13 protein-coding genes are annotated in these 18,422 nt (G+C 50.5%); 11 read left to right on the top strand and 2 right to left on the bottom strand.

The genetic code is table 11. The annotated features are described in order from the left end of the window. Position 1: 1 nt before the first annotated feature. The 3 genes from GA0116948_RS11225 (at position 2) to GA0116948_RS21685 (ending at position 2,184) form a co-directional block, all read left to right on the top strand. A complete protein-coding gene (locus GA0116948_RS11225) occupies positions 2-1,093 on the top strand; it encodes a Gfo/Idh/MocA family protein (protein WP_089712178.1) in 1,092 nt (363 codons plus the stop codon). A 110-nt stretch (positions 1,094-1,203) separates the two neighbouring features. Further along, positions 1,204-2,025: a GNAT family N-acetyltransferase gene (locus GA0116948_RS11220; RefSeq protein ID WP_089712175.1), complete on the top strand. Its 822-nt coding sequence runs from the start codon at positions 1,204-1,206 to the stop codon at positions 2,023-2,025. A 30-nt stretch (positions 2,026-2,055) separates the two neighbouring features. Further along, the gene (locus GA0116948_RS21685; RefSeq protein ID WP_262487112.1) at positions 2,056-2,184 is read left to right on the top strand and encodes a hypothetical protein; all 129 of its coding nucleotides are present in this window, start codon (positions 2,056-2,058) and stop codon (positions 2,182-2,184) included. Here the strand turns inward: GA0116948_RS21685 and GA0116948_RS11215 are convergent. After that, positions 2,174-2,515, bottom strand: coding sequence for a hypothetical protein (locus GA0116948_RS11215; RefSeq protein ID WP_123891783.1), 342 nt, complete (start codon positions 2,513-2,515; stop codon positions 2,174-2,176). The genes GA0116948_RS21685 and GA0116948_RS11215 overlap by 11 nt on opposite strands. 452 nt (positions 2,516-2,967) lie before the next feature. On the opposite strand from GA0116948_RS11215, the gene GA0116948_RS11210 reads away from it, so the two are divergent. From GA0116948_RS11210 to GA0116948_RS11185, 6 genes are all read left to right on the top strand, one after another. Further along, complete coding sequence (locus tag GA0116948_RS11210; RefSeq protein ID WP_089712171.1) at positions 2,968-4,095, top strand: Gfo/Idh/MocA family protein; 1,128 nt, start codon at positions 2,968-2,970, stop codon at positions 4,093-4,095. Between the two features lie 90 nt (positions 4,096-4,185). Further along, complete coding sequence (locus GA0116948_RS11205; protein WP_089712169.1) at positions 4,186-4,776, top strand: phage tail protein; 591 nt, start codon at positions 4,186-4,188, stop codon at positions 4,774-4,776. Between the two features lie 9 nt (positions 4,777-4,785). After that, positions 4,786-5,946 (top strand): ABC transporter substrate-binding protein, encoded by a 1,161-nt coding sequence (locus GA0116948_RS11200; protein WP_089712167.1) that lies wholly within the window; start codon positions 4,786-4,788, stop codon positions 5,944-5,946. A 12-nt stretch (positions 5,947-5,958) separates the two neighbouring features. Beyond that, positions 5,959-11,169 (top strand): Ig-like domain-containing protein, encoded by a 5,211-nt coding sequence (locus GA0116948_RS11195; RefSeq protein WP_089712165.1) that lies wholly within the window; start codon positions 5,959-5,961, stop codon positions 11,167-11,169. 26 nt (positions 11,170-11,195) lie between these two features. Next, complete coding sequence (locus tag GA0116948_RS11190) at positions 11,196-12,188, top strand: PorP/SprF family type IX secretion system membrane protein (protein ID WP_089712164.1); 993 nt, start codon at positions 11,196-11,198, stop codon at positions 12,186-12,188. A 247-nt stretch (positions 12,189-12,435) separates the two neighbouring features. Then, positions 12,436-13,920 (top strand): ArnT family glycosyltransferase, encoded by a 1,485-nt coding sequence (locus GA0116948_RS11185; RefSeq protein WP_165798549.1) that lies wholly within the window; start codon positions 12,436-12,438, stop codon positions 13,918-13,920. Between the two features lie 21 nt (positions 13,921-13,941). On the opposite strand, the gene recQ is transcribed toward GA0116948_RS11185, so the two are convergent. Beyond that, on the bottom strand, positions 13,942-16,098 hold the full coding sequence (gene recQ, locus GA0116948_RS11180; protein WP_205686192.1) for a DNA helicase RecQ: 2,157 nt from the start codon (positions 16,096-16,098) through the stop codon (positions 13,942-13,944). A gap of 759 nt (positions 16,099-16,857) precedes the next feature. On the opposite strand from recQ, the gene GA0116948_RS11175 reads away from it, so the two are divergent. Further along, a complete protein-coding gene (locus GA0116948_RS11175) occupies positions 16,858-17,838 on the top strand; it encodes a sugar phosphate isomerase/epimerase family protein (RefSeq protein ID WP_205686191.1) in 981 nt (326 codons plus the stop codon). Between the two features lie 94 nt (positions 17,839-17,932). Continuing rightward, positions 17,933-18,280 (top strand): hypothetical protein, encoded by a 348-nt coding sequence (locus tag GA0116948_RS11170; protein ID WP_089712160.1) that lies wholly within the window; start codon positions 17,933-17,935, stop codon positions 18,278-18,280. Positions 18,281-18,422: the final 142 nt, after the last annotated feature.

Below are 18,422 nucleotides of genomic sequence, written 5' to 3'. Positions count from 1 at the left end.
TATGTGCAAAAAATCTTTTACCCGCTTGCTGTTGCTGGCGGGCTTTTCCCTGCTATCGGGCAGCCTAAAGGCGCAGTCGCTGTTGAATGTAGTGGTGGCAGGCCTGAACCACGATCATATCCACAATATACTCCACGCTTACAAAGCCGGGCAGGTAAACATTATCGGCATTGCCGAGCCAGATAAGGCCCTGCAACAGCGCTTTGCAAAAACCTATCACCTGCCGGACTCCCTCTTTTACAGTGATCTGAAAACCGCACTGGTCCATGAAAAGCCGGATGCCGTACTGGGTTATAATGCCGTAGGTCACCACCTGGATGTTATACAGCTTTGCGCCCCGATGGGCATTCCAGTGATGGTGGAAAAACCCCTGGCAGCCACCCTGGCGCAAGCGCAGCAAATACAAGCACTGGCCAATAAATATAAGGTGAAGGTATTGACCAATTACGAAACCACCTGGTATGCTTCCTATTTTGATTTGTACAAATCGGTGCAGGCCGATAGCATTGGTGGCATCAAAAAAATGGTGGTACACGACGGCCACCAGGGTCCCAAGGAAATTGGTTGCAGTGAGGCCTTCCTAAGCTGGCTTACCGATCCGGCACTGAATGGGGCCGGGGCGCTCAACGATTTTGGCTGTTATGGTGCAGACCTCATGACCTGGTTCACGCAGGGCCAGCGTCCGCTGGCCGTTACGGCCATCACCCGTCATTACAAACCCGCCGTGTATCCCAAAGTGGATGACGATGCCACCATCCTGATAGAATACCCATCCAGTACCGGTCTTATAGAAGCGTCGTGGAACTGGCCTTTCGCTATCAAAGACCTGGAAGTGTTTGGCGAAACCGGTTACCTCCACGCGCTGGACGGCACCCACCTGTACAAGCGCCAGCGGGAAAATAAAGTAAGCGTAAGCAACGCCCCACCACTGCCCACGCCCATCAATGATCCTATGGTATACTTGGCGGCCGTGCTGCATGGCGAGCTGCCTGGCACAGATGATCTTTCTTCCCTTCGCTACAATATGATCGTGATGGAAATACTGGACGCCGCCAAGCGGTCGGCTGCTACGGGCAAACGGATCGTTCTGTAAAATATGGCTTACCTGATTAATACCGGCGTGGTACCATGCCCTTTAGCCTGCGTGATGGCGGAGTGTATGGTACCCCTTACTTTATACCCGATAGGTGCTACATTTGAATTATGGAAATACGTACGCTTGCCCATCTTCCGCTGTCTGTACTCGTAGATTGTTTTGTACAGTCATTCGAAGGCTATTCCGTGAAGGTGTCCAACAGCGTGGAGTATTACGCTGCCCGCTGGAAGGCCGCCATGGTGCGTTTAGACTGCTCCTATGGTATGTTTGACGGGGAGTTGCTGGTAGGTTTTGTACTGCATGCCATAGACACCCGGCAGGGGGTACGCATGGCCTTCAACGATGGTACTGGCGTACTGCCGGCCTACCGGGGCCGCCGTATTGTACAGGCTCTTTATGCGCAGGCCATCCCGGCATTAAAAGCGATGGGTATAGCGCTGTTGTCGCTGGAAGTGATCCAGCAAAATGAGGTGGCGCTGAAAGCATATACACGCGTAGGATTCCGCATCGTGAAAGAATATTTTTGCTTCAAAGGCGTATTGCTGGCACGGCCCGACGCGGCCATGCGACTGGAAGCCACCACTTTTCACCGCATGGAGTGGAATACCCTGCCGGCGCAAGCATGGCAGGCCTGGGAGCACCAGCCGGAAAGCCTGGAAGGCGGTAATTTTCAATATTATTACGTGTGGAGAAAGGAAGAACGCGTTGGCTACTTCGTGGTGCAGCCGGAATATAACTATGTAGCACAGGTGGATTGTATGCACCATAGCCCCGTTCACTGGAATGCTTTGCTGATGGGCGTTTCACAAATAGCTAACCCTGTAAAGGTTAATAACGTAGACAGCCGCCAGCCGGAAAAGATACACTACCTGCGCAGGCATGGACTTCAGGCATATATCCATCAATATGAAATGCAAATGCCCCTGTAAGCGGTGTTAATACCGTTGGGTCAAACCATTATGCCACGGCTTCCAGACCTGTTGCAGCATACCAGCCCGGAAACCGGGCAAGGGGCTGCGCAAAAGTCTATAGACTTACTCCGCCAATGCCCGGCTCCGGAAGTGGAGGTGTGGATGGCTATGCAATAGTAACCAGCTGCGCATAACTTTCCAGGGCGGCTTGCAGGAATGGGGGTGGGTTTTGCAGTGGAAGGTAGGGGGTAAAAAGCGCACCAGGATATTTGCCATGATAACGGGAGCGGGTATACGCTTCTTCCAGCAACGATGCCGGAAGCCGGGTGCCGGTGAATGCGCAAAACTGCTCCAGGATGGGCAAGGGGCCCAAGTTATAATTCAGCAGCAAGGTATTTGCATCCTGCCGGGCCATGAGCAGCATGCGTTGATAATAGGTATCCAACACTTTACACATGTAGGCATCCAGGGAAATAAGCGGTTCGTTAGCCGGTTCCCAGCCGAACATGGCCGCTGGCAGCAGGTACGGTACTGCATGCCTGCCCCGCCGCCGTTGCTGCGAGCGCAATACCGCTGTGGGATGCCGGTACAGCAATACAAAAGGAACGCTGGGATATCATGCGCGCAACGTATCATAAAAACAAAGGTGCCGGCTATCTGTTTATAAAAAATAGGGAAGTTGTAAAAAACGATTTTCCATTTTGTGGCCAGGTTGCGTAAAACCAGGAATGCTACAAATTAAGCGCTGAGCTACTGCCAAATCAAATACTATTAGGGTATCTGCCCACTGATTTAAACAAATTTAAAAATAATTGTATTCGGAATCTTTTTTATATTTGTTCTGATTTTCATTCAACATTGTCTGTCTTATTCGCTATGAAGTGCGCAGGTGCGCTGTAAAATGGATCGATTCGTATTTTGTTTATCCTGTTTTCGTTATAATATCCTATATGCTATTCTATGGATCATTCTCCGAGAAGGGCATTCCTGCGGCAAGCGGCCGTATTGGGTGCAGCTTTCAGTATTTTATCACAAGGTTTTTTACGGGCGTCATCTAGTATTCGTATAGGCATTATTGGTTGTGGCCAATGGGGCCGCGACTGCCTGGGCCATGCCCTGCGCCACCCTGGTGTGCAGGTGCGGGCGCTTTGTGAACCGGATGCCGTGCAGCGTGCGCTGGCCTTATCATCTTGCAGTTTTTCCTCCCCTTCGTTATGTACGCACTGGCAGCAGTTGGTGCAACGCAAAGACATAGACGCCGTGCTGATAGCCACGCCCTGGCAATGGCATGGTGTGATGGCGCTTGCCGCCCTGCGCGCGGGCAAACATGTGCTGTGTGGGCCAGTGGCCGCCACTACGCCACAAGGGCATGATGCACTGGCCCTTGCCAGCCTGCAACACGGCAGGCAGTACATCACCCTGAATGAAACCGACTTTCACGAAGATCAGCAAGCCTTGCAACAAATGGTGAAAACCGGTTTGTTTGGTGACATCCTGCAAATTCATACCGGCGTGCATTGTGCACAATTGCCAGGGCACCGTTATGCCCTGCAAGGCGCTTCCAGTGCAGTGTCTATGCTGGGCGTAGATACTGCAAATCCTTTTGTGCAGCTAAGCCTGCGTAAAGAAACTATGGAATACATCACCCAGCGGGTAGGGCGTAAGGGACAGCCTTACCTGGTACACCAGCATGGCCGGTTGCCAGTATTGGAAGCCACTACCGCCAGCGGACAATCTTTGAAATTACAGGCGGGCCATATGGGCCAATCGCCGGTGGCCATTGGCTTCCGGCTACAGGGTAGTAAAGGCCAATGGCTGGAAAGCGGTAGGGTGCTGCAACGTACCGAAATGCTGGCCTGCCATCAGTGGGAAGCCGGCAGGCCCTATCTGGAAGCGCATAAGCCAATCAGCAGCTTACCTGCTTCCGCCCTGGCTTTTGATCATGCCATTGCATCCTTAAAAACTGGCGGCCCAACGGCGGACGCCCTCTATCAAACGTTGGCGATGAGCAGGCTGCAATCCTTTGCCCGCAAAACTTTGCGCAGCCCGGATGCCACGCTGCAATTGCCAGCCTGGATAAGGGATTGACCATTGGCTATACCTAGTGAACCCCAGGCATGCAGTTGTGCTTATACTTTGTTATCAACTTAATTTCATTATCATAAAACGAATATTCTTATGGATGTTTACATGGCGCTTATCTTCATATTTGGAGGCAATTATGCAATAAATGGTTTTGCATTTTGCCAGGGTCAGGCTCTCAGCATTAGCCAGAACACGGCTTTATTTTCGATCTTAGGCACATTGTACGGTGGCAATGGAAGCAGCTCTTTTTGCCTGCCAGACCTCCGTGGGCGTGTACCGCGCGGAATGGGCCAAGGCGTTGGTCTGTCTTATGTTAGCTTGGGCGAAATGGTGGGGAGTGAAAGCGTTTCACTGAAAACCACTAACATGCCTTTACATACCCACGCTGCCACCTTGAGCAATGCCAAAGCTAGCTTTCCGGCCAGTAACCAGGTGGGCACCACCAATGTGCCAGACGGCACCGTGTCTTTGGCAAAATTTCCCACCCTGGGCAGCGGCCCTGGAGCTCAGGCCATAAAAGGATATGCCGCGCCAGACGGCACTACTTTTTTATCGCCCGGCACCGTTACAGCGGATGTGACGATTGGAAATACCGGTGGAAGTGTACCATTTAATAACTTAAATCCATACCTGGGTGTAAACTATATTATTGCACTACAAGGTATATATCCTTCCCGTAACTAAGGCTCCTGCATGCGCCCTCTTAAAATTGGCTTTCTCACGCCCTATTCTGGCATATATCCATTTTATTCCGCCCACCTCGTACTGGGTTGGTTGCTGGGCATGGGCCTGGATCCCATTCGCCAGCGCAGCGTAGTAATCTGCCCGGAGTATACACATCAGGGCGGCTTGCAGGCTACCTTGCAAGCCGCCCGTAAGTTGCTGTTTTTTGACCAGGTAGACCTGCTCTCCGGTTTAATCAGCTATAAGTCTATGACCGATCTGGTACCGATGGTAGAGAGCCATCGGAAAACCGCTTTTTTATTTGACATGGGAGAATACGTGCCCCATTTTCCCTATCTCAGTCCCGATATTTTTTATGCCTCCCACCAGTTGTGGCAATCTGAATATGCCCTGGGTTACTGGGCGCAGCAACATTATGGCGATGGTGGACATCTTATCATGCCTGTTTATGAAGCAGGATACCACTTTGCTAATACATTCCAGCAAGGTATAGTCGCTGCAGGGGGCGCAAATCTGCATAAAACCATACTGCCCTTCGACGAGCAACGCCCCCAGGCAATGAACCTGGACCCCATTTTTTACGCCTTGGAAAAACAAGCCCCCCCTTATGTACATGCCATTTTCTGTGGCGATATGGGCAACCAATTTCTAGTAGAATGGGCGCAACGAGGCATGCATAAAAAGTTTCCCCTGCTGCTCAATGAAACCATGGCATACGACGATATTTTACAAGATGTGCAGCACATCAATATGGAACTATATACCGCCATGATGTGGAACCGCGATGATGAAAGCAAGGAAAACCAACAATTTGTAAAAACATTTGAAAAGGCAGGCCAGCAGCCCGCTAATATCTTTGGCCTGATGGGGTATGAGGCAGGCCTGTTATGGAAAGAACTACTTACACCCGCCCGCAAAGGAGATTGGGATACCGTGAAGAAAGCATTGCGTGCGGATACCATTAAAGGCCCAAGGGGTGAAAAAAATTTTTATCCCCTTTCCGGCTTTGCACTGCCACAGGCCGATATCATGAAAATTAATATTACCCAGCATAAAATACACAAAATTATTGTTGATCAGGGTAAAGGTATGCACTTCAATGCTCCTGTATTTGAAGCCATTCACCAGGAATGCGTATCCGGGTGGCAAAACCCCTTCCTCTGTGTTTAATACATCCCGCTTATGCGTATATTTTTTACCCTCCTGAAAACCTGCTTTTTCGTTGTTTATCTCAGCCTGACTGGCCTGAGCGGCCATGCTCAAACATATACGGAAGCACTGGTAGAATCTGCCCGGGCAGACCGGTACACGGCCATCGCTAAGGACGATGCAGGCAATATCTATGTAGTACGCCCCGGTACGCTGCCAGGATATGAGGTCGCTAAATATACCAACGGCACCGGTACGCCCACGGTGATCTTTAGTAACCTCCACTCCAACCCTGATGCGCTGAGCCAAACATACCCCTATGGCATTACCGTAGATGGTAATGGAAATGTATTCGTAGTGGACGCTTTTAATAGCGGCACGGAAAATAAAGGACAGATCATAAAACTAACCCCAAACGGGAGTGCCTACACGGCATCCACATTCGCGCAGGGTGCCTATTACACCGCCATCACCCACGATGCCGATAATAATATTTATACCCTGGAATACGACGGAACCGCCAATTATGGCGTGAGCTTTTATAGCGCAGGATCCAACCAGGGGTCACTGCTCTGGCATGGCTTACCGGTGGTGCCAAAAGATGCCGGAACTTTATTGACCTCAGAACCCTGGGGACTGGTGGTAGATGCCGCTAAAAACATTTACTTCACCACGTTCTTAGAAGGAACCGGTTCTTTTGATGTGGGAGGCGACATCCTCAAGCTAGCCCCTCCCTATGCCAGTTCTGATCTTTCTGTTATGCAGGCAGGCAATGGATATACCGCGCTGGCTATGGGAAGTAATCAAAAATTTTATACGGTTGAATATAATTCCGGCAAAACGGCTTACGAAGTACGCGTATACGATGATCTTTCAAAACCCGGCCTCTCATTATATTCAGGTCTAATACTCACTCCTCAAGACGGGCTTACTTATCCGCTGGGACTGGCCATCCGCGATAATGCAGAAATCTATACCGCAGATGTAGACCAGTCTAATGGTTTACAAGGCAGGCTACACCGCCTTTCAACACAAAATGTTACAGTTAAGTCTATTGATCGCGCTTTACCTTCGTCCATCACCAATGCCCCTTCGGTAACCTATACCGTTACCTTTTCCAGTGACGTTACGGGGGTAACTGCTTCCAGTTTCTCCTTAACCACCACCGGCGGTGTTGGTGCAAGCATAAAGAGCGTAACGCCCGTAAGCGGCAGCGTGTATACCGTTACCGTTGATCCCATTGCCGGCAATGGCACCATCCGGTTGGATTTGACCGGCAACGGTATAACTCCGCAAATTACCAATGCACCTTTTACCGGCGGAGAGGTTTACACGATAGACCAATATGCGCCTACCGTAACACTCAGCAGCACCGCTACTTCACCACTGCGTACAGCCATCCCCGTTACCATCACCTTCAGTGAGGCGGTTACCGGCCTATCTACGGCAGATATCAATGTTACTAACGGTACGGCCAGCAACCTGCAAACGGCGGATAACATCACCTACACCGCCACCATCACGCCTGCGGCAGATGGAACGGTAACGGTACAGGTGCCCGCCGGCGCCGCACAAGATGCCGCCACCAACGATAACACCAAATCCAATCTCCTCACCTATACCTACGATGCCACGCCTCCCGCAGCGCCCGTAATTACCGGCGTAGATGGTAACAATCCGTCTAACACGGCAAACAACGTCCTGCAAGGCACGGCAGAAGCCAATAGCACGGTAAAAATTTCCCGTGATGGTGCCGTATCCGTAACAACCCGTGCAGATGCTTCTGGTAAGTGGACATTCTCTACCGGCGACCTGGCACCAGGAACGTACAACTACACCGCCACCGCTACTGACGCCGCCGGAAATAGTAGCCCGGTGAGCAATACTTACAGCCTGGTGGTAGACCTTACTCCCCCCACTGTAACCAGTGTAGCGATACCTGCCAATGGTACTTATAAAGCGGGTGATAAGCTAACCTTCACCGTACATTTCTCCGAAAATATAACGGTAACCGGGGTACCCCAACTACCCATCACGATTGGTACTTCCACCGTGAATGCAGATTATACCGGTGGTACCGGCAGCACGGCATTGACCTTCACATATACCGTAAAAGCAGGCGATAACGATAACGACGGGATAACGCCAGGGGCCGCACTGCTGGCCAATGGTGGCACGCTTACCGATGCTGCGGGCAATGCTGCCGTACTCACCCTAAACAACATAGCTAGCACGGCCCAGGTGTTGGTAGATGCCCAATCGCCTACCGTAACACTCAGCAGCACCGCTACTTCACCACTGGGTACTTCCTTCTCCGTTATCATCACCTTCAGTGAGGAAGTCAACGATTTCACCGTGTCAGGTATCTCCATTAGCAACATTAAGCTTAAGTACCTGGTAACTTCAAATTACATTACCTACACCGTCACCATCATTCCTGATGCAGATGGAGCGGTAACCATACAGGTGCCAGCCGGCGCCGCACACGATGCCGCCAACAACGATAACATCGAATCCAATCTCCTCACCTTTATCTACGATGCCACGCCTCCCGCAGCGCCCGTAATTACCGGCGTAGATGGTAACAATCCGTCTAACACGGCAAACAACGTCCTGCAAGGCACGGCAGAAGCCAATAGCACGGTAAAAATTTCCCGTGATGGTGCCGTATCCGTAACAACCCGTGCAGATGCTTCTGGTAAGTGGACATTCTCTACCGGCGACCTGGCACCAGGAACGTACAACTACACCGCCACCGCTACTGACGCCGCCGGAAATAGTAGCCCGGTGAGCAATACTTACAGCCTGGTGGTAGACCTTACTCCCCCCACTGTAACCAGTGTAGCGATACCTGCCAATGGTACTTATAAAGCGGGTGATAAGCTAACCTTCACCGTACATTTCTCCGAAAATATAACGGTAACCGGGGTACCCCAACTGCCCATCACGATTGGTACTTCCACCGTGAATGCAGATTATACCGATGGTACCGGCAGCACGGCATTGACCTTCACATATACCGTAAAAGCAGGCGATAACGATAACGACGGGATAACGCCAGGGGCCGCACTGCTGGCCAATGGTGGCACGCTTACCGATGCTGCGGGCAATGCTGCCGTACTCACCCTAAACAACATAGCTAGCACGGCCCAGGTGTTGGTAGATGCCCAATCGCCTACCGTAACACTCAGCAGCACCGCTACTTCACCACTGCGTACAGCCATCCCCGTTACCATCACCTTCAGTGAGGCGGTTACCGGCCTATCTACGGCAGATATCAATGTTACTAACGGTACGGCCAGCAACCTGCAAACGGCGGATAACATCACCTACACCGCCACCATCACGCCTGATGCAGATGGAGCGGTAACCATACAGGTGCCAGCCGGCGCCGCACAAGATGCCGCCACCAACGATAACGTTATTTCTAATACCCTCACTTTCACCTATGATATCACTGCGCCAACAGTAACCAGTGTAATTGTACCCCTCAATAAGACCTATGTGGCCGGCGATGTGCTGAGCTTCACCGTTCAATTCAGTGAGCCGGTCACTATCACGGGTGCGCCCTTCCTCAACCTGGTGATCGGCAGCGACACGCACGCAGCAACGCTGCAAGGCAGCACTCCTACCAGCGCCACCTTTAATTACACGGTGCAGGTGGGCGATGCAGATGCTGATGGCATATCCCTTCCAGTGGCCATAACAGGCAATAGCGCTACCATCCGCGATGCAGTGGGTAACGATGCCGTACTTACCCTGAATAATGTGGGCAATACCAGCAACGTGAAGGTAGACGCCGTGGCACCCGTGATCGCATCCGCACAGGCATTCACCGCCACCACCGACGATGCCGCCGGCACCCTCACCGGTACCCTCGCTGGTCATGACCCTGCCGGTGGAGGTATCTTGCAGGCATGGACACTGGTGAGCGACGATGCAGCAGGAGCAGGCCTGGCAGCCTTCTCGCTACAGGCTTCATCCGGCGAGCTTACAGTGAAAAACACAGCCGCGCTGAACCAGCTCGTTAACCAAACTATCACCTTCCAGGTTACGGTGTCCGATGGCTACAACACCAGCATCCAAGTGCCGGTACAGGTGAAGATCGTTCCGAGATTCCTGTCACCCACAGACATTACCCTAAGCAACAATACCGTAAACGACCGTTCCCCGCTACACACCACCGTGGGCACTTTGGGCAGCACTACAGCGCAGCCAGCCGTAACCTTTACCTACACGCTGGCTGGCGGCGCGGATGACGCAGCCTTCAACATCAGTGGAAGCCAGTTGCAAACCAATGCTGCCATTGACTATGCGGCGAAGTCCAGCTACAGCATTCGCATCCGTACCACCGACAGTAATGGGCAAACATTTGAGAAAGACTTTACCATTACCGTAAACTTTGTAAACCAGGCACCAGTGATTAACCCGGTGAGCAATGCCACGGTATGTGCCACCACCGATGATCAGACCATCGCGGTAAGTGGTATATCCGCAGTAGAGGCAGGACAAACTTACACGCTGGCGGTATCCTCCAATAAGCCTCTTTTCGAAACCCTCTCCATTTCCGATGATGGTGCCGGCAAGGCTACCATTCATTACACCATAAAAGAAGGGGAGTACGGCATAGCACAGATCACGGTAACGGTGAAAGACAATGGCGGAACGGCAAACGGGGGCCTAGACACCCGCAGCACCAGCTTTACCCTCAGCATTGCCCAGCCACCGGCACTGACCATCACCAGCAATGTAGGCCTGTCTATCAACAAAGGCGATTATGTAAGCCTGGAGGCCAACAGTGATCAGGCTACCCGGTACGCCTGGACAGGTACGGCCGATATCATTAGCGGCCAGGGTACTGCTACCATCAGCGTAAGGCCTCTGTCTAGCGCCACCTACAGCGTAACGGTGACTAACGATGCCGGCTGTACGAACACGGCTTCCGTGTCGTTGCAGGTGTCTTCCGAAATATCGGAAAACGCCCTCAACATCCTTACGCCAAACGGAGACGGCAAGAATGATCATTGGGTGGTGAAAAATATAGACCTGTTCCCGAATAATGAAGTAAAAATCTTCGACCGTACGGGCCGCCTGGTGTATAACAAGAAAAACTACACCAACGACTGGAAGGGCACCGTGAATGGGCAACCACTGGCTGAGGGTACTTACTATTACATCATCGATTATGGCCCGGGCCAGCATATTGCCAAGGGTTACATAACGATTATCCGCGATAAATATTAATAAGGTTTACGTTTAGACGTTGTACAATGAAAATTATAAACTATAAGCATAAAGCGGAAGTAGCGCAGCAGGGAACTCCGGCGCTGGCCCTTACGCGTTGGATAAGGGTACGTTGCCTGGCAGGCCTGCTGGTGGTTGCCCTCTGCATGAGCTGGCAGTTTTCCGCCCTTGCCCAATCTACCAACAGCACTCCCGCGCTGCTGGAGCCTTCGGCTACGCAGTATTTCCAGAATCAATATCTCGCCAACCCCGCCATGGCAGGGCTGGATACGGGCTTGCACATCAACGCCGCCTACCGCCGGCAATGGTCGGACATACAGGGGGCGCCGGAAACTAAATACCTGACGGCAGATATGTATGCCGGCAAAAGGGTAGGGCTGGGACTCAATATTTTTAATGACCAGGCAGGCCTTATCCAACGCACAAGGGTAGGCTTATCTTACGCCTATCATTTACCCCTGAACGACCCTGCCAAACAAATACACTTTGGACTAACGCTGGCTTTTAATACAACTTTCATAGACCGCAAAAATATTAATGGCGATAATTCCGACCCCTCCGTGGCCCGCTACAATCAACGCGATAATTATTTTGATGGCGAGTATGGCATGGCCTACACCGCCCCCCACCTCACCGTACAGGCCTCCCTGCCCAACGTGATCAGCATGATCAAAAAAGATCCTAACGATGCGGTGAATGGAGGTACTATCTTCTATTCCGCCGTAGGATACCGCTTCCTTACCGGTGATGCCGTAAGCACGGTGGAACCCAAGGTGGCCTACCGCAGTGTGAAAGGGTACGACGATATTTTTGACTTTGGCGCCAATGTAGCTTTCCTGCATAATGCTTTTAACATTACTGGCTTATACCACACCACAAAAAGTTTTACAGCCGGTGTGGGCTTTAGGTATAAGTCTATCCTGGGTTTACAGGGATTTTATACCTCCCAGACAGGGGGAATAAAATCTTATGTAGATGGTACATTTGAAGTGGCACTCACCATACACCTGTTTAATTAGTGAACGTGTAAGACTGCTAAAAAAAATGCTACCAGCAAGGGTCTATCACCCTTAGCTGGTAGCATTTTTGTTTGTACTATGTTCTAATGTTATTTTAATGTACTTTTAACCCAATCATGTGTTTACGGAAACTGGTGTAACCCACCACTTCAGCGTATCAACAGAATTATCATCGTTTTTAGCAGTTAATCGGCCGGAGGGCATAGTCGCATTCTTTGCCACAGGAATGCTTTTTAAGGAAAAGATAATGGATAATCGTTTTATAGCTGGTTTGAAAAAAGACCGCTTTTTGTGGATCGCTGTGTTGTGTATTACGGTGTTGCGGCTCGCTTTTGTTCCGCTCATGGGTATGATGCCCCAGGATGCTTATTACTTTTTTTACAGCCAGCATCTTTCCCTGTCTTACTTCGATCATCCGCCAGCTGTGGCCTGGATGCTCCGCATCTTTACCACCGTTTTCGGGCGGCATGTCTTTGCCCTAAAGCTGGCCGATACGGTGGTCACCAACTTAATGATGGTAGTGTTCTATCAACTGGCTGGTTACTTCCTGCCGGACGGGCGCCGGCAGCGTGCTTTGCTGCTTTTAATGTCTACTTTCATGATCACCATCCTCAGCTTGGTGTCTACTCCAGACATTCCTTTGCTGCTGATGTGGTGCTTATCCCTGTGTTTTTTATACCAGGCCATTTTCCGGGAAAAGAAAGCCAGTTGGATAATGGCCGGTATTTTCATGGGCCTTTCTTTCGATAGTAAATACACGGCAGTATTCCTGCCAGCGGGGCTTACCTTGTTTTTACTGCTGTCTGCCGCGCATCGCCGGTGGTTGTTTTCCCGCTGGTATGTGGGTACGCTATTGTCTTTTGGTATCATGACCCTGCCAGTGATCATCTGGAACGTACAAAACGGGTTCGCCTCTTTCCGCTTTCAATCTTCCTCCCGTATGCAGGCAGCGGGCAGCCATGTACAAATACATCCCCTGGATTTTCTGGGAGTTATAGGACACCAAAGCGCCATTTTATTGCCAGTGCTATTCTTTGCGCTGGTGATATTGCTTTGGAAAACCATAGGGCGGGTGTTCCTGCGTTGGAAGCGCATTTCCGCGCATCAGTTATTCCTGCTCAGCTTTTTTGTACCCCTGTTTCTCGGGTTCTTTTTATTGTCGCCTTTTTATTGGGTGAAACTAAACTGGATGATGCCGGCTTACCTGACGGGCATTATCTGGGTAAGCATTTACTGCTCACAAAAGTGGCTGCGGGTCCAGTATATTTTTTCCCTGGTAGTACATGGAGTGCTGGCCGTAGAGGTGTTGTTTTACCTTGTACCCATCCGTTCAGACGATACCTGGGTGGGCTGGGATACCCTGGCCAGTGAAATGCGCAGCATCCAAACGTTATATCCAAATCATTTTATTTTTTCGGCAGACGATTATAAAACCTCCGCCGTACTCAATTTCTACCTGAACGAAGAGGTGTACAGTGTAAATATCCTTCACCGCCCGGCCCTGCAATTCGACTTTGTTGGCACTGACTTACATTCACTGAAAGGACGCAGCGCCCTGTTCGTGGATTCGAATAACAACGGTTTTAGGCCGGTGCCTAAGACAACCTCCTACCCGGTGGAGATCAATCAATATTTTGAAAAGGTAATCCCTTTGAAACGCATTGTGGTAATGCGGAATGGGGCCGTAGTACGCACCTTTATGGTGTACGAGTGTGTGGGCTACCGGCCCTGAAAAGGGCTGGCTTCCCAGCCATTACCTTTCCTGTAAGGCCAGTAAGGCCAGCCTGATCTCATCGTAAGACACTGTGCCGTTAAAGTGCTCATAATAAGGTTTTAACTTGTCGGTCACCTGCAACTGGGCATACACGGGCCGCATTTTCAGCAACAGGTCTGGTGCCACCAGGTCCTGAAAACGCACTTCCTTTCCTTTCTCCGCCCAGTGTTGCAAATGCAGGATAATCGTATTCTGCGTAAGTCCCCGCTGCGTGGCAATGTCTTCCACGGATAGCCCTTGCTCATACAGCTCCCAGGTTTGGCTATAAGTATCTTTTTTTTGGTAAGTGTACATGAAATCCTGGATGGCGTGAGTAAAGCGTTCGCCATACCTGGCGGCCTTGGCATCACCTACGCCAGGGATGCGTTTCAAAGCGTTCATATTAACCGGCATATGGGCTGCCATTTCCTTCAGCGTGTTATCGTTAAAGATCACATAGGCAGGTATATTTTCTTCTTTGGCTATGCCGTAGCGCAGTTTACGCAGCGCTTCAAATAGCTGCTCGTCTGCCGGTATGTCCTGTTTAGCTTTCTTTTCCCTGGTGTTTTTTTCTTTGGTGGGTTTGCTGGGTACAAAATCCACGGGGCGGGTCAGTTGCACACTGCGCTTTTCTGCCAGGATGGTTTTACCAAAGTCGGTCACCTTCATGGTAAAATTTTCGTCATAGGCTATTTCTACAATACCCTGGTCTAGCAGTTGTAACAAGTACTGCTGCCAGTCGCGGTTACTCACGTCGGCGCCGGCGCCGTAGGTTTTAATCTTATCGTAGCCATGCTGCAATATCTCCGCCCGTTGGGAGCCGCGCAGCACGTCGATGAGCATTTGGCTACCCACGCGTTCATGTAGCCTTAGCAGGGCACTCAAGGCCTTTTGGGTGAGCAGGGTGCCATCAAAGAAGGAGCGGGGATTGGCGCATACATCGCAATTATTACACTGCTGCTCCAGCGTTTCGCCAAAATAGGAGAGCAGCACCTTGCGCCGGCAGGTATTAGCCTCGGCATATTGACGCATGCGGTTTAACTTTTCCATGTTCATCTCCTGCTGCCCGCTTTCCTGGGCAAAACGGGTCAGCATGTTCAGATCGCCCATATTAAAATACAGGATGGTATCGCTGGGCAGCCCATCGCGCCCGGCCCGGCCTATTTCCTGGTAATAACCTTCCATATTGCGGGGTAGGTTGTAATGCATAACCCAGCGCACATTACTCTTGTCTATCCCCATGCCAAAAGCAATGGTGGCGCACATCACCTGCACACGGTCGTTGATGAAGTCCTGTTGTACCGCGTCGCGGTAATCGGCAGGCATACCGGCATGATAGTAAGCTACTGAAATGCCCTGGGGCCGCAGTGCGGCACCGAGTTCCGCCGCCACCTCCTCCGTGGTTTTGCGGCTCATGCAGTAAATAATGCCATTGTCCTGTGGGCGGGACTGGATAAAATCCTTGATTTCCTCCATCTTTTCCCGCTTTTGTATATTACTGCGTACTTGCAGGCTCAGGTTAGGTCGGTCAAAAGAAGCCAGGAACACATTGGCCTGCGGCAATGCCAGTTGTTGCAGGATATCTTTCCGGGTGGTTTTGTCGGCTGTGGCCGTGAGGGCCACCAGGGGTGTTTTCGGGAAATAGGTCTTCAAACTGGCCAGTTGGGTATACTCCGGCCTGAAATCATGCCCCCATTGGGAAATACAATGGGCCTCATCAATGGCAATAAGGCTCACCGGCAATCCGGGCAAAAAAGCGCGAAGTTCCGTCTGTAGCCTTTCTGGCGATATATACAGGAGCTTAATACGCCCCTGCACGCATTCGTGTTTAATCCACTGCTCTTCGTCCATTCCAATGGTACTATTCAGGTAAGCCGCGCCAATTCCATTGGCTTTCAACGCTGTTACCTGGTCTTTCATAAGGGCAATGAGGGGGGATATCACAATGGTAAGCCCGGGAAACACCAGGGCGGGTACCTGGTAACAAATAGACTTTCCCCCGCCGGTAGGCATCAGCACCAGCACGTCCTGCTGTTGTAGAATTTTTTCGATAATTTCTTCCTGCAACGGCCGGAATTGTTCGTAGCCGAAGTATTGCTTCAAAATCGCCCTTGCCTGGACGATCGTTCCATTTTCCTGCATAGTGAAAACAAACATAGTAAATTTTTTAGGATTGCCAGTAGGGTGTGGGGGCCGGTTGAAGAGGATTTGCAAATCCAAAATACTGCTCACCTATAATTAGGAATCCTATTGTTTGAAATATTTTTTTTTGTAGTTATACAATTACAAAATAATTATATACGATTCTGAGAAACCGGTAACCTTGCGAATGCCCTAGGAGTAAGCTTTTTACGTTAACTAGCAGTTAACATAAATATTAAATTCAAATTCCGAATTTTACGTTGGGTTAACAAACAATGGATATATATTTAATCGGCCTTTGATTCTTCTCGGGCCGATCCTTTTTTAAAACCCTGTCATTCTTATTGATGCAAACCAATAGGCGGCTTGGTACTTCTCGTTTTTTTACTACAATATCCTTTACAAACCGTCGTTGCTTAGCATTCTATAAATTATTCCGACAGGCATCCTGTCATATTGATAAACTTCTTTCAATTTATCCGTTTCTGGAATTACCTACCAATTACCCGCAGTCGTTTCACCATCTGTTTAAAAAGAAAACCCATATTTCACCTTCCACATGTAAACAGTCGTTCAATTAAATGTAGTAGAAAGTATTGCTCCCGTAAAACACGTTCGGTGGTTCCACTTAGCGTTGATGTTTTGCGGAATTTCTCGCATGGTGGCCATCCATCCACCATACTTTTACTTTCCGCTGAAAAAACGTATTTTGTTTAGGTAGCATTACCATGCCACGGATTGTATTATTTTTTCCACGCAAAAAAAAACTGCTTCATGCAACACCGTTCCGTACCCAACCGCAGAGACTTTCTGCGTCAGCTTGGCCTATTTACCATGGGCGCCGCCGTAATGCCTGGATTTGCCAATGCCGCCACCCGGACTGGCACTGCTGCAAAAGAGCAGCCCACGGAACAAGACCTGTTCTTTAAGATCTCCTTGGCAGAATGGTCTTTTCATAAAGCCCTTTTTTCCGGAAAAATGAATCACCTGGACTTTCCCCTGCGGGCCGCCAAGGAGTTCGACATCCACGCCGTGGAGTATGTAAACCAATTTTTTAAAGACAAAGCCACCGATAAAGCCTATCTCGCCAACCTGAAACAACGCTGCACCGACAATGATGTGCGCAGTGTGCTGATTATGTGCGATGGGGAAGGAGAGTTGGGACACAGCGATGATAAACTCCGCAAACAAGCGGTGGAGAATCACTATAAATGGGTGGAAGCCGCTGCATACCTGGGCTGTCATGCCATTCGGGTAAATGCAGGCCGCGAAGGCGACCCTGCCGTCGTAGCCGCTGCCAGTGTAGAAGGCCTGCAGCAATTGGCCGCATTTGCCAAACCCCACAATATCCAGGTAATCGTGGAAAACCATGGCGGCATTTCTTCTAACGGGGCCTGGCTGGCCGGTGTGCTGAAACAAGTACCCAATGGCGGCTCCCTGCCGGATTTTGGCAATTTTTGCCTGAAACGTGGCACCCCTGTGAACGGACACGAAACCTGCGAGGAAGAATATGACCGCTATAAGGGTGTTACGGAACTAATGCCTTACGCCGCCGGCGTAAGTGCTAAAACGTACGATTTCGATGCCGCCGGCAACTGCACAGAAACCGATTACCTGAAGATGATGGGCATCGTAAAAGCTGCCGGCTACCATGGTTACGTAGGGGTAGAATACGAAGGAACCCAGTTCACCGAAGAAGAAGGCATACGCAAAACCAAAGACCTGTTGCTGAAAGTAGGAGCGGCTTTGAGTTAAGGAATGGTATAGGGCAGGAGGGTATTACCGGATGCCCATGCGCTTCGACCGGCATGATTTGTGTCTTAGCCCTATCGAACTAATACCGTACTTTATGGAAAAGCCAGCAGAAATGACCACCCTCAGCCGCGTGTTGGAAAAACTCCGCGAAAAAGGATTGGACGATGAATTTAAAATGTCGGACCATGGGCGCATGCAAAGCCCGAAAACCGGTAAGATCTATAATCCTGAAGACCTGATCATCATTAAAACCTACCGCTTTGAAGGAGAGTCCGACCCCTCCGATTCCAGCGTGGTGTACGTGATGGAAGATGGTGAAGGCAAAAAGGGCTATGTCCTAGATGCTTTCGGTGCCTATAGCAACCACGAAGGAGATGGGTTCGACGAATTTCTGAGAAAGATCCGGGTGGAAGACCGCGACGAACAATTGATCTACCAATAAGCATTGACAACAAATAACACGATAACCCGCTCCCGCCAGGGGGCGGGATTTTTTGGTGCGCCACGCATGGCGATAAACTAGACGGTGTAAGTCCGTTATGGGGGTATGTAATCGCCAACCATTAGCCAAGAGCAAGGGTGTC

Source organism: Chitinophaga costaii, from assembly GCF_900094705.1.
Lineage (GTDB): Bacteria > Bacteroidota > Bacteroidia > Chitinophagales > Chitinophagaceae > Chitinophaga > Chitinophaga costaii.
The sequence above is the reverse complement of the archived record's forward strand: the minus strand, read 5'-3'. Positions and strand labels throughout refer to the sequence as shown.